The sequence below is a fragment of the Cellulosimicrobium cellulans genome, assembly GCF_001722485.1.
GTDB classification, from domain to species: Bacteria; Actinomycetota; Actinomycetes; order Actinomycetales; family Cellulomonadaceae; genus Cellulosimicrobium; species Cellulosimicrobium cellulans_A.
In genome coordinates, this window is the sequence record NZ_LWGL01000060.1 from 1 (window position 1) to 17,647 (window position 17,647).

Genomic DNA, 17,647 nt, shown 5'->3' on the forward strand with positions numbered 1-17,647 from the left:
CGGTGTTGGCGCCGGTGACGTAGGCCTGGTGGTGCTTGGAGTGGTGCAGCTCCATGATCCGCCCGGAGATGTGCGGCTCCAGCGCACCGTAGTCGTAGGACAGCTCGGGCAGCGTGTAGACAGGCATCGGTGATCCTCCTGGTCGGGCCACCCGAGCACCGGCGCGGGCGGGCGGCTGGTTGCACGACAACGGGGAGCGCGACCGCGGTCACGCTCCCCGAGAAGCCGACGACCCGCGACGCGCCGCCTCGGAGATCCGAGGGAGCACGTCGCGGGTCGTCACCGTCCTACTGTGCAGGAACGTCAGGGATGACGCTCGTCGGTACCGCCTTCCGGCTCGACGAGGTCCCGCCGTCCGCCGATGCCGGCACCTGCGCCGGCCTCCACGCGGGCGTGGCCCGCGCCCTCGAGGGCGTCGTGCTCGCCGTGCGAGTGCGCGGCCGCCAGCTCGGCGGGCGTCACCGGCTCCACACGGTCCTCGTAGAAGAACCGCGAGAGGCGCTGAAGGCGCTTGTCCTTCTTGTAGCCCTTGCGCCGCACACCGCGCGCGTCCGTGGCCGGCTCGATCTCGAGCGGCTCGTGGGCGCGGTAGTTGACCCGCAGCCAGCGCTCCTGCTCGTCGAGCGGGCGGTGGACCTCGATGTACTCGCCGTGGGCGAAGCGCACGATCCGACCCGTCTCGTGCCCGTGGAGGACGAGCTCGCGGTCCTTGCGCTGCAGGCCGAGGCAGATGCGCTTCGTGACCCAGAACGCGAACCACGGACCGACGAAGAGCAGGATGCGGAAGACCCACGTGATCGCGTTGATCGACATGTGGAAGTGCGTCGCGATGAGGTCGTTCGACCCCGCCAGCGCCAGGATGATGAACGCCGTGAGGAACGCGACGCCCAGGCCGGTGCGCACGGGGACGTTGCGCGGGCGGTCGAGCACGTGGTGCTCGCGCTTGTCCTTCGTCACGGCCGCCTCGACGAACGGGTAGGCGAAGAGGAAGGTGAACAGCAGGCCCGGCACCACGACCGCGGGGATGAGCACGTTGAGCGACACGGTGTAGTCGCCCCACGTCACGAACTCCGCGCCCCCGGGCATCAGACGCAGCGACCCCTCGAGGAACAGCATGTACCAGTCGGGTTGTGCGCCCGCGGAGACCGGCGACGGGTCGTAAGGGCCGTAGTTCCACACGTTGTTGATCGCCATCGTGCCACCCATGAGGGCGAGGATGCCGAACACGACGAAGAAGAACCCGCCGGCCTTGGCGACGTACACGGGGAACAGCGGGAAGCCGACGACGTTCGTGTCGGTGCGACCGCCACCCGGGTACTGCGTGTGCTTGTGCAGCACCACGAAGAACAGGTGGAGCGCGACGAGCGCGAGGATGAGGCCGGGCACGAGCAGGATGTGCACCGTGAACAGGCGCGGGATGATGTGCTCGCCCGGGAACTCGCCGCCGAAGATGAAGTACGACAGCCACGAGCCGATGAGCGGGATCGACTTCACCACGCCGTCGGTGATGCGCAGACCGTTGCCGGAGAGCACGTCGTCGGGGAGGGAGTAGCCGGAGAAGCCCGCCAGCAGGCCCATGATCATCAGCAGCATGCCGACGAGCCAGTTCAGCTCGCGCGGCTTGCGGAACGCGCCGGTGAAGAACACGCGCATCATGTGCGTGACGATCGACGCGAGGAAGATCAGCGCCGCCCAGTGGTGGATCTGGCGCATGAGCAGACCGCCGCGCACCTCGAACGACATGTTCAGCGTGGAGGCGAACGCGTCCGACATGAGCTGGCCGTCCATCGACGCGGGCGGGCCGTGGTACGTCACGAGCGACATGCTCGGGACGAAGAACATCGTCAGGAAGATCCCGGTGAGGATCAGGACGATGAACGAGTAGAGCGCGATCTCACCCAGGAGGAACGACCAGTGGTCGGGGAAGACCTTGCGCGCGAACTCCTTGACGGCCGAGCCGATGCTCGTCCGCTGGTCGAGGTAGTCGGCCGCCTTGCCCGCGCGCGTGGTGGGGGCGGCGGCGCCGGTGCTGGTGGTCACTTCAGACGCTCCCAGAAGCTCGGACCGATGGGCTCGTGGAAGTCGCTCTGCGCGACCAGGTAGCCCTCGTCATCAACGGTGATCGGCAGCTGCGGCAGGGGCCGCTTCGCGGGGCCGAAGACCACCTTGCAACTGTCGGCCACGTCGAACGTCGACTGGTGGCACGGGCACAGCAGGTGGTGGGTCTGCTGCTCGTAGAGCGCCACGGGGCAGCCCACGTGCGTGCAGATCTTCGAGTAGGCGACGATCCCGTCGTAGGACCAGGTCTCGCCCTGCGGGGCCTGGTCGGACCTGAGGTCGCGCGGGTCCAGACGGACGAGGAGCACGACGGCCTTGGCCTTCTCCGTGATCCACTCGTGCGACTGGCGCTCCTCCTCGCTCACGTCGGGGATGACGTGCACGACCGAGCCGATCGTGACGTCCGAGGCCTTGATAGGCCGGCCCGACGGGTCGATGGCGAGGCGGGTGCCGCGCTTCCACATCGTGTGCTTGAACTTGGACACGTTCCAGTCGCCGCCCACGCTGCTGACGAGCGGCACGGCGATGGTCAGCGGGAAGAGCGCGAGGGCCGAGATGACCGCACCCTTGAGGACACCGCGGCGCGCGATGCCCGAGTCCTTGGCGCCGGCCTCGAGCTCCTGCACGGCGACGGCGCGCGTGGCCTCGTCGCTCGCGACGGGGTGGCGCTCGTCGACCTTCTCGTGGTCCGACATGAGGACCTTGGCCCAGTGCACCGCACCGAGACCGATCCCGAGGAGCGCGAACGCGATCGCGAGACCGAGCGACAGCGTCGACAGACGCACGCCTGCCGTGGTGCCGTCCGGCGGCAGCGCGAAGTAGACGACCATCGAGGCGATGGTGCCGAGCACCGAGAGGCCGAAGAGGAACGAGACCTGACGCTCGGCGCGCTTCGACGCCTGCGGGTCCCGGTCGGCCATCCGGGACTTGTGCTCGGGCAGACCCGGGTCCGGGAACGTCTCGAGCGTGCCGTGCTCCTCGCGGTGCCCGACCTGGCGGGACGAGCTCTCCGGGGAGCGGGGGTTCTGGTAGTCGCTCACGAGGACTTCGCTCCGATCCACACTGCGGCCCCGATGAGGAGACCCATGCCCACGATCCAGGCCCACAGGCCCTCGCTGACCGGCCCGAGGGAGCCGAGCGAGAGCCCGCCCGCGGAGCCGTCACGCTGCTCGACGAGGTAGGCGATGATGTCGCGCTTCTCGTCGGGCGTCACGGTCGCGTCGTTGAACACCGGCATGGACTGCGGACCGGTGAGCATGGCTTGGTAGATGTTGCGCTCCGACACGTCCCACAGCGGCGGGGCGAACTTGCCCTCCGACAGCGCGCCACCCGCGCCGACGGCGTTGTGGCACATCGCGCAGTTGGTGCGGAAGAGGGCGGCGCCGTTGGCGATGTCGCCCTGCGCCGCGTCGACCTGCTCGTCGGTGGGGATCGCCGGGCCGGCGCCGAGCGACGCGACGTAGGCGGCGAGCTGCGCCGTCTGCTCCTCGTCGAACTGACGCGGCTTCTCCAGCGCCTGCGGTCCGTCCATCTGCATGGGCATGCGGCCGGTGGACACCTGGAAGTCGACCGACGCCGCGCCGACGCCCACGAGCGACGGCGCGGAGTCCGTGCCCTCGGCGTTCGGGCCGTGGCACGTGGCGCAGTTGGCCTGGAAGAGCTTCTGGCCGGTCTCGATGTCCTCGGTGCTGGCGGTCTCGGCGTTGGCCGGGGTGGGTGCAAGGGCGGCGTAGACGCCGCCGGTGACCAGCAGCGCCAGCAGCAGCAGCACGACCGGCGCGAGGCGGTGGTGTCTGCGGGCGGCGAGTGCCTTCACGAAATGATCCTCGTCTCGCAGGTGGGGGAGCAGGGGGAGGGAGGGCTGGCGGGGAGTGCCCCGACGCTCGTCAGCGCAGGATGTAGATCACGAAGAACAGCGCGATCCACACGACGTCGACGAAGTGCCAGTAGTAGGACGTCACGATGGCCGTCGTGGCCTCGTGGTGCCCGAAGTTCTTGGCCGAGAACGAGCGGCCGAGAAGGAAGAGGAACGCGATGAGCCCGCCGACGACGTGGAGGCCGTGGAAGCCGGTCGTGATGTAGAAGACCGAGCCGTACGGCGTCGAGGAGATCGACACGCCGTGCTCGACCAGCTCGGCGTACTCGAAGACCTGCCCGCCGATGAAGAACGCGCCCATGAGGAACGTCAGCGTCATCCACTCGTTCATGCCCCAGCGGTTCACCTGGAGCAGCGAGCCCGTGCGCACCGGCTGGAACCGCTCGGCGGCCCACACGCCCATCTGGCACGTCACCGACGACAGCACCAGGATGGTGGTGTTGACGAGCGCGAACGGGAGGTTGAGCGTGCCGGCCTCGGCCGCCCACTCCTCCGCGGGCATCACGGAACGGACCGTGAAGTACATGGCGAACAGGCCCGCGAAGAACATGAGCTCGCTGGCCAGCCACACGATCGTCCCGACCGAGACGGGGTTCGGTCGGTTGACGCTCACGTGCTGATGGGCGTGGGGGGCAGCCGTTGCGGTCGACACATCAGCCATTATGGCCGACGTCGGCCCCGAACGCGGCACCCGGCGGGGGGGCGGCGAGGCGGGGAATCTCACAATGTCTCCAGATCTTCTCGCACGGACCTGCACTTGGTGACGGATCGACGGCAAGTGCCATGAAATCGACGGCGTGGGCGGCGCTCGAAGCCGTCGCCGTGCGCCGCACGGCACCGTGCGCCACGGACGGGTGCCCGAACGCCCCCGGGCGTGCCAAGATGCCTGCGTGGGCGGCCACCGTCGGTCGCGCCACTGCCCCGACCGGCCAGGACGAAGGCGACGGTGACGACGATGACGACGACCGTGACGACGACTCCCGAGGGCGCCCGCGCGAGCGCCGCGGTGCGCGAGGACGCCGTGGCGTCGGGCGGGCGAGCGCCGCGCGTGCTGCTCTACAGCGACGACGTGACGGTCCGCGAGCAGGTGCGGCTCGCGGTCGGGCGCCGGCTCGGTGCCGGACGGCCCGACATCGTGTGGCGCGAGGTCGCGACCGCGGACGCCGTCGTCGCCGCGGCCGACGCGGGCGGCTGGGACCTCCTCGTGCTCGACGGCGAGGCCGACAAGGCGGGCGGCATGGGCCTGTGCCGCCAGCTCAAGAACGAGATCTACCGCTGCCCGCCCGTGCTGGTCCTCACCGGCAGGCCGCAGGACGGTTGGCTAGCATCGTGGTCGCTCGCCGACGACGCGGTGCCCCGGCCGTTCGACGCGGTCGAGCTGCAGCGCGCCGTCGCCGACCTCCTGGGTGCCGCCGGCACCCCGTGACCCCCGTCCCGAAGGGCAGGAACCCGTGAGCACGACCCCCCACCCCGTCTCGTCCCCGGGAGCCGCGGGGGAGGGCGACCGGTCGTGGCCCGCCCTGCTGACGGACCTGGTGGCCGGTCGCGACCTCGACGCCGCACGGACGTCGTGGGCGATGGACCAGGTGATGTCGGGCGACGTCTCGCCGACGCGCCTCGCGGCCTTCCTCGTGGCGCTGCGCGCGAAGGGCGAGACGGTCGAGGAGCTCACGGGCCTCGCGGACACGATGCTCGCGCACGCGCTGCGCTTCGAGGTCCCGGGTCCGTCGGTGGACATCGTCGGCAGCGGTGGCGACCGCGCCCACACGGTCAACGTCTCCACGATGGCGGCCGTCGTCGTCGCCGGCGCCGGGATCCGGGTCGTCAAGCACGGCAACCGGGCCGCGTCGTCGTCCTCGGGCTCGGCGGACGTCCTCGAGGCGCTCGGCATCCGGCTCGACCACGGCCCCGACCGCGTGGCGCAGCTCGCGCACGAGGTCGGGATCACGTTCTGCTTCGCGATGGTGTTCCACCCGTCGTTCCGCCACGCCGGCGTGGCGCGCAAGGAGCTCGCCATCCCGACGGCGTTCAACTTCCTCGGGCCGCTCACGAACCCGGCGCAGCCGCGCGCGACGGCGGTCGGCGTCGCCGACGCGCGCATGGCGCCGCTCGTCGCGGGCGTCTTCGCGAGCCGCGGCACCTCGGCACTCGTGTTCCGCGGCGACGACGGCCTCGACGAGCTCGCCGCCACGGGCGGGGCGACCGTGTGGGAGGTGCGGGACGGCGCGGTGCACGAGCACCGGCTCGACGCCGTGCGCGACCTCGGCCTGCGCCGCATCACGGTGGGCGACCTGCGGGGCGCGGACGCCGCCTTCAACGCGGAGGTCGCGCGCGAGACGTTCGCCGGCAGCCACGGCGCGGTGCGCGAGACGGTGCTGCTCAACGCCGCGGCGGCGCTCGTCGCGGACGGCACCCTGCCCGGCACCGGGTCGGGCACGCTCGTCTCGCGCCTCGGCGCGGGCATCGAGCACGCGGCGCGCAGCGTCGACACGGGTGCGGCCTCCGACGTGCTGCGCCGCTGGGCGGACGCCGCCGCCCGCTGAGGCCCAGGACGCCGCGGCCGCCCGTGAGCGGTGGCGGCGGCCGGGCTCAGTCGTCGAGGCCGAGCGCGAAGGCCTGCTCGAGGTCGACGTGCGAGTACGCGCGGAACGCGATGAAGGTCTCGGTGCGCAGGACGCCGGAGACCTTGCCGATGCGGTCGGCGATGACGTCGGCGAGGTGGTCGTGCTCGGCCACGCGCACCATCGCGACGAGGTCCGTCTTGCCGGTGACGGAGTACACCTCGCTCACGCCCCTGAGGTCCGCCACCTCGGCCGCCACCTCGGGGATGCGCGCGGGGTCGGTGTCGATCAGGACGATGGCGGTGAGCATGCTTCCTCCGGGGACGGGTCGTCGTCGTGCGCCCACTCTACGGCCGGGTGCCCTGCCGCGACGTGCTGCGCGTCACCGTGCCGGGCGACCTCCCGCGCCGTGACGGCCGGGTCCGCGTGGGCCCGTGCGGAGCGCACCGGGCACGTCCACGGGCCGCTCACCTCGACCAGGCGGACGCCCGGCTGCTCGAGCCACGCGAGCACGAGGTCGGCCTCGTGGGGGTGGCACGCCGGCGCGGGCGGCACCGGCGCGGGCACGGTCTCGGCGGTGGCGACGAGCGCGTGCACGAGCGGCCACGGGTCCTCCCCGGGGCGGCTGACGCCGGTCGCGGCGAGCCGCGCGTGCCGCACGACGACGACCTCCCAGCCGCCGGTCTCGGTGGGGCGGGCCGCGACGAGCTGCTCGCACCGCGAGAGGGGCGCGATGCGCTGCGCGCGGGCGGCCCCGGAGAGGAAGGCGCGCAGCCGGTGCGTGACCTCCCCGGCCTGCTCGAACCGCTCGTCGCGCGCGAGCGCGGCGATCCGTCGCCCGAGCTCCGCCACGACGGCGGACGGGTCGCCCTCGAACGCGCGGTGCACGGCGTCGGCGACCTCGCCGTAGCCGACGTCCGGCTGCCCGGCGGTGCACGGCGCCGAGCACCGTCCCATCTCGGCGAGCACGCAGGCCGACGCCCCCGCGCTCGCGACGAGGGGCAGGCGCCGCGTGCACTGGCGCAGCCGGAACACGTCGTGCAGGGCGTCGACCGCGGCCTGGGCCTGGTTCCGGGAGGAGAACGGCCCGATGTGCGCCGCGGGCGCGCGCACGTCGCGCACGACCGAGAGCCGCGGGTAGGCCTCGTGGGTGAGGCGCACCCACGTCATGCGCTCGGGGTGGCGCGAGCGGCGGTTGTAGCGCGGCTCGTGCTCGGCGATGAGCCGCAGCTCGCGGACCTGCGCCTCGAGCGGGGTCGCGCACACGACGGGCGTCACGGCGTGGGCGATGCGCACCATCTCGGTGATGCGCCCGCGCTTCTCCGAGCGCGTGAAGTACGAGCGCACGCGGCGACGGATCGACGTCGAGGTCCCCACGTAGAGCACCTCGTCGCCCGGGCCGCGGAAGAGGTACACGCCGGGGGCGTCGGGCAGGCCGTCCGCGAGGTGGCGCTTGCGGCGCACGTCCTGCGGCACGGGGTCGGTGGCGCCCGCGAGGTCCTCGAGGTGCGTCACGCCCAGCGGACCGAGACGGCCGAGCAGCGCGTGCAGCACGTCGACGGTCGCGCGCGCGTCGGCGAGCGCCCGGTGCTCGGGTGTGACGGTCGCGCGGAACAGCGCCGCGAGCGTCGAGAGCTTGTGGTTGGGTGCCTCGTCGCGGGTCACCACGCGGCGCGCGAGGGGCACCGTGTCGATCACCTGGTTGCCGGGCCACTCGTAGCCGGCCGCGCGGCAGGCGGCCTTGAGGAACGAGATGTCGAACGGCGCGTTGTGCGCGACGAGGACGGCGCCCCGCACGAACTCGAGGAGGCTCGGCAGGACGGCCTCGATCGGCGGCGCCGTGGCGACCATCGCCGACGTGATGCCCGTGAGCCGGGCGACGAACGCCGGGACCGGTCGCCCGGGGTTGACGAGCGTCTGGAGCTCGCCGAGCACCACGCCGCCGCGCACCTTCACGGCCCCGATCTCGGTGATGCCCTCTGCGGCGGGGGAGCCGCCGGTCGTCTCGAGGTCGACGACGACGAAGGTCACGTCCTGCAGGGGTGTGCCCAGGTCGTCGAACGTCGCCTGGACGGCCGTGCCGCCGGTCCCCGGCGCCCGGTCGTCGCGCGGCGGGGACAGCAGGGAGGGCACGAGCATGCCCGGGACGCTAGCGACGGCTACCCACACGTCCCGGCGCCCGCCCCACCGCGGCGGGCGCCGGGACGCGCCGGGTCAGTGGACGGGCGCCGGGCCGTCCGCGTAGATCTGCTCGATGTCGCTCGCGAAGTCCTTGAGCACCTCCGAGCGCTTCACCTTGAGCGACGGCGTGAGGTAGCCGTTCTCGACGGTGAAGTCGGTCGTCAGGACGGTGAACTTGCGGATGGACTCGGCGCGCGAGACCGCCTGGTTCGCGCGCGTCACCGCGGCGTCGAGCGCGGCGAGGACGTCGGGGTCCTTCGCGGCCTCCTCGACGGTCATCTCGCCCTTGCCGTGCATGGTCGCCCAGCCCGGCAGGCCCTCGGGGTCGAGCGTGACGAGCGCCCCGATGAACGGCTTCTGGTCGCCGACGACGACGCACTGCGACACGAGCGCGTGCGCCCGGATGCGGTCCTCGAGCACCGCCGGGGCCACGTTCTTGCCGCCCGCGGTGACGATGATTTCTTTCTTGCGCCCCGTGATGCGCAGGTACCCGTCCTCGTCGAGGGAGCCGAGGTCGCCGGTGCGGAACCACCCGTCGACGAGCGCCTCGCGCGTCGCCTGCTCGTTGTTGTGGTAGCCGCGGAACACGTGGTGGCCCTTGAGCAGGATCTCGCCGTCCTCGGCGATGCGCACCGCGCACCCGGGCAGCTGCGTGCCGACCGTGCCGATGCGGGTGCTGGACGGCCGGTTGACGGACGTGGGCGCCGTCGTCTCCGTGAGGCCGTAGCCCTCGAGGATGCGCACGCCGATGCCGCGGTAGAAGTGGCCGAGGCGCTCGCCGAGCGGCGCGCCGCCGGAGACCGCGAACTTCGCCTGCCCGCCCAGCGCGTGCCGCAGCTTCTTGAACACGAGCGCGTCCGCGACCTTGTGCTGGACCCTGAGGCCGAGGCCCGGCCCCTTCGGGTCGTCGAGCGCGCGGGAGTACGCGATCGCGGTGGCGACCGCCCAGTGGAAGATGCGGAGCTTGCCGCCCGCCGCCGCCTTCTGCTCGGACGAGTTGTAGACCTTCTCGAAGACGCGCGGCACGGACAGGAGGTAGGTCGGCCGGAACGTGCCCAGGTCCTCGAGCAGCGTCTTCGTGTCCGGCGTGTGCCCCAGCACGGTCCCGCCGGCGACGACGAGCACGCCGATGAAGCGCGCGAACACGTGCGCGAGCGGCATGAACAGCAGCGTGCGCGCTCCAGGCTCCTTGAAGACCTCCGGCACGGCCTCGACCGCGTTGACGGTGAGCGAGTAGAAGTTCTCGTGCGTCAGCTCGGCGCCCTTGGGGCGCCCCGTCGTGCCGGACGTGTAGATGATCGTCGCGACGTCGGCGAGGTCGGCCAGCCCGCGGCGCCGGGCGATCTCGGCGTCGTCGACGCCCGCGCCCTCGGACACGAGCGTCGCGACGGCGCCGGAGTCGAGGACGAGGACGTCGCCGAGCGACGGCGTCCGGTCGCGGACCTCCGCGACCGTCGCGGCGTGGGCCTCGGTCTCGACGACGAGCAGCCGGACGTCGGCGTCCGACAGGATCCACTGCACCTGCTCGGCGCTGGACGTCTCGTAGAGCGGCACCGGGACGGCGCCGGCCGCCCAGGACGCCCAGTCGAGGAGCGTCCACTCGTAGCGGGTGCGGGACATGATGCCGACGGCGTCCCCCGGCTGGACGCCACGGGCGACGAGGCCCTTGGCGACCGCGACGACCTCGGCCTCGAAGTCGCGGGCGCTGAGCGCCTCCCAGGCCCCTCCCGGGCCGGTGCGGCGCTCGACCATCGGCGCCGCCGGGTCGGCGGCGACACGGCTCGCGAGCAGGTCGTTGAGGTTCCTCGACGGATCGACCTCGACGATCCGGGGTGCGCTGAACTCGTCCATTCTGGCTCCAGTGGCAGTAGTCGACGGTGGGAGAACACTACCCAGAGGCGGTGCGTGCCGGGGACCTTCCCGAGTCGGTAGGCTGCACTCGCTGTGCGCTGCTTTGCGCAACGTTTCGTCCGTGCGAGGAGTTCCCCTTCGCGTTGCCGCGACGGCGCCGGCTGCGGCCCTGCGGCCGTCGTCATCTCAGCTCGGCCAGGACTATCGAGAAGGACGGGACATGCACGCCATCGGTGTGGACATCGGCGGGACGAAGATCGCGGCCGGCGTCGTCGACGACGAGGGCAGGATCCTCGCCCAGACGCGCCGCGACACGGAGCCCGACGACGTGGCGAGCATCGACCGGGCCATCGCCGACGTCTACGCCGAGCTGTCCGCGAAGCACGACGTCGGGGCGATCGGCCTCGCCGCGGCCGGCTTCGTGAGCCCGGACCGCACCTCCGTGCTGTTCGCGCCCAACATCGCGTGGCGCGAGTACCCGCTCGCGCACAACGTGCGCGAGCTCGTCGGCGACGACGACGTGAGCATCGTCGTCGAGAACGACGCGAACGCCGCCGGGTGGGCCGAGTTCCAGTTCGGCGTCGCGCGCGACGCGACGGACATGCTCATGCTCACCGTGGGCACGGGCCTGGGCGGGGCGATCGTCGTGGACCGCGCGCTGGTGCGCGGCAAGTGGGGCGTCGCGGCGGAGGTCGGGCACATGCGCGTCGTGCCGGGAGGGCACTACTGCGGGTGCGGGCACGAGGGCTGCTGGGAGCAGTACGCGTCCGGGACGGCGCTCGTGCGCGACGCGCAGGGCGCGCTCATCGCGCAGCCCGACCGCGCGACGCGCCTGCTCGAGCTGTGCGGCGGCGACCCGGCCAAGCTCACCGGCCCGCAGATCACGCAGGCCGCGCAGGAGGGCGACCCGCTCGCGGTCGAGCTCCTCGCCAACCTCGGCCGCTGGATCGGCGAGGGCGCGGCCTCGGTGACCGCCCTGCTCGACCCCGAGCTCATCGTCATCGGCGGCGGGGTCGGCGCGGCCGGCGACCTGCTGCTGCAGCCGATCCGCCGTGCGTTCTCCGAGCAGCTGTCCGCGCGCGGGCACCGGCCCGAGGCGCAGATCGAGCTCGCCGAGCACGGCAACGAGGCCGGCATCGTGGGCGCCGCCGACCTCGCGCGCCGCTGACCGGTCACACGACGGCGCCGGGCCCCGCGTCGTCCTCGTCGCGGCGGTGCGGCATGCGCCACAGCAGCACCGCGAGCCCCGCGAGGAATGCCGCCCCGCCCACCTGCGCCACGACGACCGGGAACGGGCGCGCGACGACGAGCAGGACGAGCAGGACGATCGGCACACCCGCCACGAGCGACCACGCCATGGTCAGGAGGGGGTCGCGGCCGAGCACGAGCGGCGGGTCCGGCGGCACGAAGTGGCTCTCGGCCTCCTCGAGCGCCTCCACCTCGGGCGTGGCCGGCCAGTCGCGCGGCCCGGGCGACCGCACCCACGGCGCGACCGGGACCGAGCCGAGGGCGTCGCGGCCCGCGGACGGACCCGCCCCGCCGACGGTCCCGGCGTCGTCCGCGCGGTCGGGCCGCCCGGCGCCCGCGTCGAGGTCCGACAGGTCGCCGAGGCCGGCCACGATGCCGGCCCACTGCGCGTCGACGTCGACGGGGCCGTCGTCGCCCGGGGGGCGGTCGTCGGCGGGGTCCGGACGTGCGGCCGGGGCCGTGCGGTCGTCCCCGAGGTGCTCGGGCGTGCGCTCGGCGGGAGGACCGGGGACGTCGTCCGGCTCCGACGGGTCCGGCTGGGCATTCGGTGCGGCCATGACAATCACTCTAGAGTCGGATGCACGTCCCGCGCCGGGACCCCGCGAGGAGGAACGTTGTTCTACTGGTTCATGAAGCAGGTGATGGTCGGGCCGCTGCTGCGGCTGCTGTACCGTCCCTGGACGCGGGGCGTGGAGAACGTGCCGGACTCCGGCGGCGCGATCCTCGCCAGCAACCACCTCGCGGTCATCGACTCCTTCATCCTCCCGCTCGTCCTCGGGCGCAAGGTCCAGTTCCTCGGCAAGTCCGACTACTTCACCGGCACGGGCGTCAAGGGGCGGCTGACGGCGGGCTTCATGCGCGGCGTCGGGACGATCCCGGTGGACCGCTCGGGCGGCAAGGCGAGCGAGGCCGCGCTCAACACGGGCCTGCGCGTGCTGCGCGACGGCGACCTGTTCGGGATCTACCCCGAGGGCACGCGCAGCCCGGACGGCCGCCTCTACCGCGGCAAGACCGGTGTCGCGCGCCTCGCGCTCGAGTCGGGCGCGCCGGTGATCCCGGTCGCGATGGTCGGGACGAACATCGCGCAGCCGATCGGCAAGGTCATCCCGACCCCGATGCGCATCGGCGTCGTCATCGGCGAGCCGCTCGACTTCTCCCGCTACCAGGGCATGGAGAACGACCGGTTCATCCTGCGCTCGGTGGCCGACGAGATCATGTACGCGATCATGCGGCTGTCGGGGCAGGAGTACGTCGACATCTACGCGGCGACCGCCAAGGCGCGCATCGCGGCCGGTCACCGGGGCGCCGAGGAGGGCGGCGGCGCCCCCGGCGGGCGGCCCGCGCCCGACGTCCAGGTCCCGGAACCTCCGCAGGAGCCCGGCGCGGCCTCAGTAGACTGACCTGGGCCGATCCGGACCGGGCACCCGGTCCGCGGTCGCCCGCCACGGCTCCGCCGTCGCCCCCCACGCCCGCCGACGCGGGCGCCGCACGGGACGCCGCCGGACGCCACAGATCCCGTCCACGGATCCCGACCCACGAGAGGTTCTGAGTTCACATGTCGGTTCGTCGCGTCGCCCTGCTCACCGCGGGCGGCTTCGCCCCGTGCCTGTCCTCCGCCGTCGGCGGTCTCATCGAGCGCTACACGGAGCTCGACCCGGAGATCGAGATCATCGCCTACCAGTACGGCTACCACGGCCTGCTCACGGGCACGAAGATCGTCGTCGACGAGGAGGGCCGCAAGAAGGCGGGCGTGCTCCACCGCTTCGGCGGCTCGCCGATCGGCAACTCGCGCGTGAAGCTCACGAACGCGGCGGACTGCGTCAAGCGCGGTCTCGTCGAGGAGGGCCAGGACCCGCTGAAGGTCGCGGCCGAGCAGCTCAAGGCCGACGGCGTCGACGTGCTCCACACGATCGGCGGCGACGACACCAACACGACGGCGGCCGACCTCGCCGCGTACCTGCACGAGAACGGCTACGAGCTCACCGTCGTGGGCCTGCCGAAGACGATCGACAACGACGTCGTGCCGATCCGCCAGTCGCTCGGCGCGTGGACCGCCGCCGAGGAGGCGGCCGGGTTCGCCGCGAACGTCATCGGCGAGCACCGCTCCGGGCCGCGCATGCTCATCGTGCACGAGGTCATGGGCCGCCACTGCGGGTGGCTCACCGCGGCGTCGGCCGCCGAGTACCGCAAGTGGCTCGACGCCCAGGAGTGGGTCCCGAGCCTCGGCCTGACGCGCGAGCGCTGGGACGTGCACGCGGTCTTCCTGCCCGAGCTGGCACTGGACATCGACGCCGAGGCCGCGCGCCTCAAGGGCGTCATGGACGAGATCGGCAACGTCAACATCTTCCTGTCCGAGGGCGCGGGCATGCACGAGATCGTCGCGCAGCTCGAGGCGGCGGGGGAGACCGTGCAGCGCGACCCGTTCGGCCACGTCAAGCTCGACACGATCAACCCGGGCCAGTGGTTCGCGAAGCAGTTCGCCGAGAAGCTCGGGGCCGAGAAGGTCATGGTCCAGAAGTCGGGCTACTACTCGCGCGCCGCCGCCGCGAACGCCGAGGACCTGCGCCTCATCAAGTCCATGACGGACCTCGCGGTCGACTGCGCGCTGCGCGGCGAGTCCGGCGTCATCGGGCACGACGAGGAGAACGGCGACCGCCTGCGCGCGATCGAGTTCCCGCGCATCGCGGGCGGCAAGGCGTTCGACGTCTCGCAGCAGTGGTTCGGCGAGATGCTCGAGGGCATCGGGCAGCCGCTCGTGCCGGCCGCGCCCGCCGCGCACTGACGACGGGACGGCGATGACCACCACGAGCGAGCCGGAGGCCGTGGGCCTCGACCACTTCCGGTCCCTCGTCGCGCTCCAGCAGCCGACGTGGCCGGACGAGTCGGCGCTCGCCGACGTGCGCGAGCGCCTCGCGGCCTCCGCGCCGCTCGTGGTGCCCGCCGCCGCGGACACGCTGCGCTCGCGCCTCGCTGCGGCGGGCCGCGGCGAGGCGTTCCTGCTGCAGGGCGGCGACTGCGCGGAGACGTTCGCCGAGGCGAACGCCGACCGCATCCGCAACAAGATCCGCACCATCCTGCAGATGGCGGTCATCCTCACGCACGGCGCGAGCATGCCCGTCGTGAAGATGGGGCGCATGGCCGGGCAGTACGCCAAGCCGCGCAGCGCGGACACCGAGACGCGCGACGGCGTGACGCTGCCCGCGTACCGCGGCGACATGGTCAACGGCCACGCGTTCACGCCCGAGGCGCGCGTGCCCGACCCGGAGCGCCTCGTCGAGGCCTACCGGATCTCGGCGGCCACGTGGAACGTGGTGCGCGCGTTCACCACCGGCGGGTTCGCGGACCTGCGCCAGGTCCACGAGTGGAACCGCGGGTTCATGCGCAACCCCGCCTACGCGCGGTACGAGCAGACGGCGTCCGAGATCGACCGGGCGATCCGGTTCATGCACGCGTGCGGCGCCGACTTCGACGCCCTGCGCACGGTCGAGATGTTCGTCAGCCACGAGGCGCTCGTCCTCGACTACGAGCGCGCGCTCACGCGCATCGACTCGCGCACCGGCGACGCGTACGACACCTCGGCGCACTTCCTGTGGATCGGGGAGCGCACCCGCCAGCTCGACGGCGCGCACGTCGACTTCCTGTCGCGCGTGGCGAACCCCATCGGCGTCAAGCTCGGTCCCACGACCACGCCCGACGACGCGCTCGCTCTCGCGCAGCGGCTCAACCCGGGCCGGGTCCCCGGGCGGCTCACGTTCATCTCGCGCATGGGCGCGGGCCGGGTCCGCGAGGCGCTGCCCCCGCTGGTCGAGGCCGTCGCGCGCGAGCAGGTGCCGGTCACGTGGGTCACCGACCCCATGCACGGCAACACGATCACGTCGGAGAGCGGCTACAAGACGCGGCGCTTCGACGACGTGCTCGACGAGGTGCGCGGCTTCTTCGAGGTGCACCGCGCCGCGGGGACCGTCCCCGGCGGGCTGCACGTCGAGCTCACGGGCGACGACGTCACCGAGGTGCTCGGCGGCTCGGAGGAGATCGACGACGCCGGGCTCGCGCTGCGGTACGAGACGCTCGTCGACCCGCGCCTTAATCACCAGCAGTCGCTGGAGATGGCGTTCCAGGTCGCGGAGATGCTGCGGCGCTGAGCCGTGGGCGGCGCCCGGCCCGTCGCGTGGCGCCGCCCGCTCGTCAGAAGACGTTGATGACGATCGTCGAGCCCTTGGGGGCCGTGCGGCCGTCGCCGCCGGGCGGGTCCTGGGCGTACACGAGGTTGAGCGGGCTGATGCCCTGCGGGTGGCGGACCTCGACCTCGAACCCGGCGTCGGTGAGCGCCTTCTCGGCGTCCCGGACGTTGCGGCCGTAGGTGTTCGGCACCTCCACGAGCGGCGGCCCGAGCGAGACGACGACGGCGACCGTGTCGGTGCGCACGGCGTCGGAGCCCTGCTCGGGGTTCTGGCGCACGACCTCGCCGGCGGGGACGGTTTCGGAGTACTCCTCGGTCACCTGCGCCACGAGCCCCTCGTCCTCGAGCGTGCGCACGGCGGTGTCCCGCTCGTAGCCCGTGACCTGCGGGACGACGACCGGGGCGGGCCCGGCGGAGACCGTGAGGACGACCGGCAGGTCGTGCCGGACGGTCGAGCCCTCCACGATCGCGTTCCCGTCCGGGTCGGTCACGGCCATGACCTGCCCGGCGGGCACCTCGTCGTGGTGCTCGGGCACCGGCTCGCCGAGAGTGAGGTCGGCGCCCTGGATCGCGGCCGTGGCCTCGTCCTGCGTCGCGCCCACGAGACCGGTCGGCACCGTGAGCATGCGCACGCCGCGCGAGACGACGAGCTGCACGCTGCCGTCCTTGCGCACCGCGTCGCCGGGCGGCGGGTCCGTCGACACCACCGCTCCCGCGGGCACGGTGTCGTCGTAGCGCTCGTCGACCGTGGTGCCGAGGCCGGCGTCGTCGAGCACGCCCTCCGCCTCGGCCCGCGAGACCCCGGTGAGACCGTCGGGGACGGTGGTGAAGGCGCCCGGCCCGGACGTGAACCACCACGCCGCCCCGCCGCCTCCCGCGGCGAGCACGAGCAGCACCACGAGCGTCCAGACGAGGGCGCGGCCCCGGCCGGGCCGCCGCGACGGGACCGGCGACGCCGGCGGTCGTGGGGGCACGCGCACACCGTAGTGGCCACGACGAGGCCGAGCCAGCACCTGCCCGGAGCCTCGACCACAGCCGCAGCGGCGTCCACAGCGCGCCCGCGGCGAGCGGTGGCGGCGCGTCGGCGCGCGGTGGGATGGGGCCATGACCACGCTGATCCGGGCCCGCAGCCCGCGCGAGCTCCTCGCCTACGTCCCCTACCGCCTCGGCTACCGTCCGCGGGACAGCGTCGTGCTGGTCGGGCTGCGCGGCCCGCGGGGGCGGGTGGGTCTCGTGGTCCGCGTCGACGTCGACGACCTCGCCGACCTCGAGCGCGGGCCCCAGGTCGCGCGCACGGTGCTCGCGCACCTGTCCGCCGACGGCGCCCGCCGCGTGGTCCTCGTCGCGTACACCGACGCCCCGCTGCGCGAGCCCGTCCCGACGGCCGCGCGCGAGCGCGCGGCCGTGGAGCACTGCCGGGAGGCGGTGGAGGCGGTGCTCGGCCCGGCGGACGTCTGGGTCGTCTCGTCGACCGGCTGGGGGGCGCTCGACTGCGCGGACCCGGCGTGCTGCCCCGCCGAGGGTCGCCCGCTCACCGAGCTCCAGTCGAGCGAGGTCGGCGCGCACATGGTGCTCGCCGGGGAGTCCGTCGCCGACTCCCGGGAGGACGCGCTGCGCATCCCGCGCGCGGCTCCTGACGCACGACGGCGCGCGGCGCGGGCGGCGCACCGCTCCCGCGCCCGCCGCGCCGGG

Annotated in this window: 16 protein-coding genes and 1 pseudogene; 7 read left to right on the forward strand and 10 right to left on the reverse strand. The window is 73.1% G+C overall.

Going from position 1 to position 17,647, the window contains the following annotated elements; translation table 11 throughout:
- The 5 genes and pseudogenes from JZ5iCDA_RS08715 to ctaE all read right to left on the reverse strand — a co-directional run.
- Positions 1–127, reverse strand: a pseudogene (locus JZ5iCDA_RS08715) (superoxide dismutase); the annotation flags it as partial.
- Positions 128–303: 176 nt separating this feature from the next.
- Positions 304–2,040 (reverse strand): cytochrome bc1 complex cytochrome b subunit, encoded by a 1,737-nt coding sequence (qcrB, locus tag JZ5iCDA_RS08720; protein ID WP_069386819.1) that lies wholly within the window; start codon positions 2,038–2,040, stop codon positions 304–306.
- A complete protein-coding gene (gene qcrA / locus JZ5iCDA_RS08725) occupies positions 2,037–3,098 on the reverse strand; it encodes a cytochrome bc1 complex Rieske iron-sulfur subunit (protein ID WP_069386820.1) in 1,062 nt (353 codons plus the stop codon). The genes qcrB and qcrA overlap by 4 nt, the downstream gene beginning before the upstream one ends.
- The gene (gene qcrC / locus JZ5iCDA_RS08730) at positions 3,095–3,874 is read right to left on the reverse strand and encodes a cytochrome bc1 complex diheme cytochrome c subunit (RefSeq protein ID WP_069386821.1); all 780 of its coding nucleotides are present in this window, start codon (positions 3,872–3,874) and stop codon (positions 3,095–3,097) included. The genes qcrA and qcrC overlap by 4 nt, the downstream gene beginning before the upstream one ends.
- Before the next feature lie 70 nt (positions 3,875–3,944).
- Complete coding sequence (gene ctaE, locus JZ5iCDA_RS08735) at positions 3,945–4,595, reverse strand: aa3-type cytochrome oxidase subunit III (protein WP_083259821.1); 651 nt, start codon at positions 4,593–4,595, stop codon at positions 3,945–3,947.
- A gap of 294 nt (positions 4,596–4,889) precedes the next feature.
- On the opposite strand from ctaE, the gene JZ5iCDA_RS08740 reads away from it, so the two are divergent.
- Together JZ5iCDA_RS08740 and trpD are read left to right on the forward strand one after the other, a co-directional pair.
- Complete coding sequence (locus JZ5iCDA_RS08740) at positions 4,890–5,360, forward strand: hypothetical protein (protein WP_253182021.1); 471 nt, start codon at positions 4,890–4,892, stop codon at positions 5,358–5,360.
- 25 nt (positions 5,361–5,385) lie between these two features.
- The gene (gene trpD / locus JZ5iCDA_RS08745; RefSeq protein WP_069386823.1) at positions 5,386–6,477 is read left to right on the forward strand and encodes an anthranilate phosphoribosyltransferase; all 1,092 of its coding nucleotides are present in this window, start codon (positions 5,386–5,388) and stop codon (positions 6,475–6,477) included.
- 46 nt (positions 6,478–6,523) lie between these two features.
- On the opposite strand, the gene JZ5iCDA_RS08750 is transcribed toward trpD, so the two are convergent.
- The 3 genes from JZ5iCDA_RS08750 to JZ5iCDA_RS08760 all read right to left on the reverse strand — a co-directional run bounded on the left by JZ5iCDA_RS08750 (position 6,524) and on the right by JZ5iCDA_RS08760 (position 10,527).
- Positions 6,524–6,805: an Lrp/AsnC family transcriptional regulator gene (locus tag JZ5iCDA_RS08750; RefSeq protein ID WP_069386824.1), complete on the reverse strand. Its 282-nt coding sequence runs from the start codon at positions 6,803–6,805 to the stop codon at positions 6,524–6,526.
- Positions 6,784–8,634: a DEDD exonuclease domain-containing protein gene (locus JZ5iCDA_RS08755; RefSeq protein ID WP_083259822.1), complete on the reverse strand. Its 1,851-nt coding sequence runs from the start codon at positions 8,632–8,634 to the stop codon at positions 6,784–6,786. The genes JZ5iCDA_RS08750 and JZ5iCDA_RS08755 overlap by 22 nt, the downstream gene beginning before the upstream one ends.
- Before the next feature lie 75 nt (positions 8,635–8,709).
- Complete coding sequence (locus JZ5iCDA_RS08760) at positions 8,710–10,527, reverse strand: AMP-dependent synthetase/ligase (protein WP_069386825.1); 1,818 nt, start codon at positions 10,525–10,527, stop codon at positions 8,710–8,712.
- A gap of 220 nt (positions 10,528–10,747) precedes the next feature.
- Here JZ5iCDA_RS08760 and JZ5iCDA_RS08765 point away from each other — a divergent pair, with 220 nt between their 5' ends.
- Positions 10,748–11,695, forward strand: coding sequence for an ROK family glucokinase (locus JZ5iCDA_RS08765; protein ID WP_069386826.1), 948 nt, complete (start codon positions 10,748–10,750; stop codon positions 11,693–11,695).
- Positions 11,696–11,699: 4 nt separating this feature from the next.
- Here JZ5iCDA_RS08765 and JZ5iCDA_RS08770 read toward each other — a convergent pair whose 3' ends face one another.
- Positions 11,700–12,332 (reverse strand): hypothetical protein, encoded by a 633-nt coding sequence (locus tag JZ5iCDA_RS08770; protein ID WP_069386827.1) that lies wholly within the window; start codon positions 12,330–12,332, stop codon positions 11,700–11,702.
- 57 nt (positions 12,333–12,389) lie between these two features.
- Between JZ5iCDA_RS08770 and JZ5iCDA_RS08775 the strand changes: the two genes are divergently transcribed.
- The 3 genes from JZ5iCDA_RS08775 to JZ5iCDA_RS08785 all read left to right on the forward strand — a co-directional run bounded on the left by JZ5iCDA_RS08775 (position 12,390) and on the right by JZ5iCDA_RS08785 (position 15,917).
- Positions 12,390–13,175 carry a lysophospholipid acyltransferase family protein gene (locus JZ5iCDA_RS08775; RefSeq protein WP_253182022.1) on the forward strand — a complete coding sequence of 262 codons (786 nt, stop codon included), beginning with the start codon at positions 12,390–12,392 and terminating at the stop codon, positions 13,173–13,175.
- Positions 13,176–13,330: 155 nt separating this feature from the next.
- Positions 13,331–14,557: a pyrophosphate--fructose-6-phosphate 1-phosphotransferase gene (locus JZ5iCDA_RS08780; RefSeq protein WP_069386828.1), complete on the forward strand. Its 1,227-nt coding sequence runs from the start codon at positions 13,331–13,333 to the stop codon at positions 14,555–14,557.
- Positions 14,558–14,570: 13 nt separating this feature from the next.
- Positions 14,571–15,917: a class II 3-deoxy-7-phosphoheptulonate synthase gene (locus JZ5iCDA_RS08785; protein ID WP_069386829.1), complete on the forward strand. Its 1,347-nt coding sequence runs from the start codon at positions 14,571–14,573 to the stop codon at positions 15,915–15,917.
- A gap of 43 nt (positions 15,918–15,960) precedes the next feature.
- Here the strand turns inward: JZ5iCDA_RS08785 and JZ5iCDA_RS08790 are convergent, their stop codons facing one another.
- Positions 15,961–16,929 (reverse strand): PASTA domain-containing protein, encoded by a 969-nt coding sequence (locus tag JZ5iCDA_RS08790; protein ID WP_171905329.1) that lies wholly within the window; start codon positions 16,927–16,929, stop codon positions 15,961–15,963.
- Positions 16,930–17,059: 130 nt separating this feature from the next.
- On the opposite strand from JZ5iCDA_RS08790, the gene JZ5iCDA_RS08795 reads away from it, so the two are divergent.
- Positions 17,060–17,647: DUF4192 domain-containing protein (locus tag JZ5iCDA_RS08795; protein ID WP_139123035.1), on the forward strand; the 588-nt coding region annotated here is incomplete at its 3' end.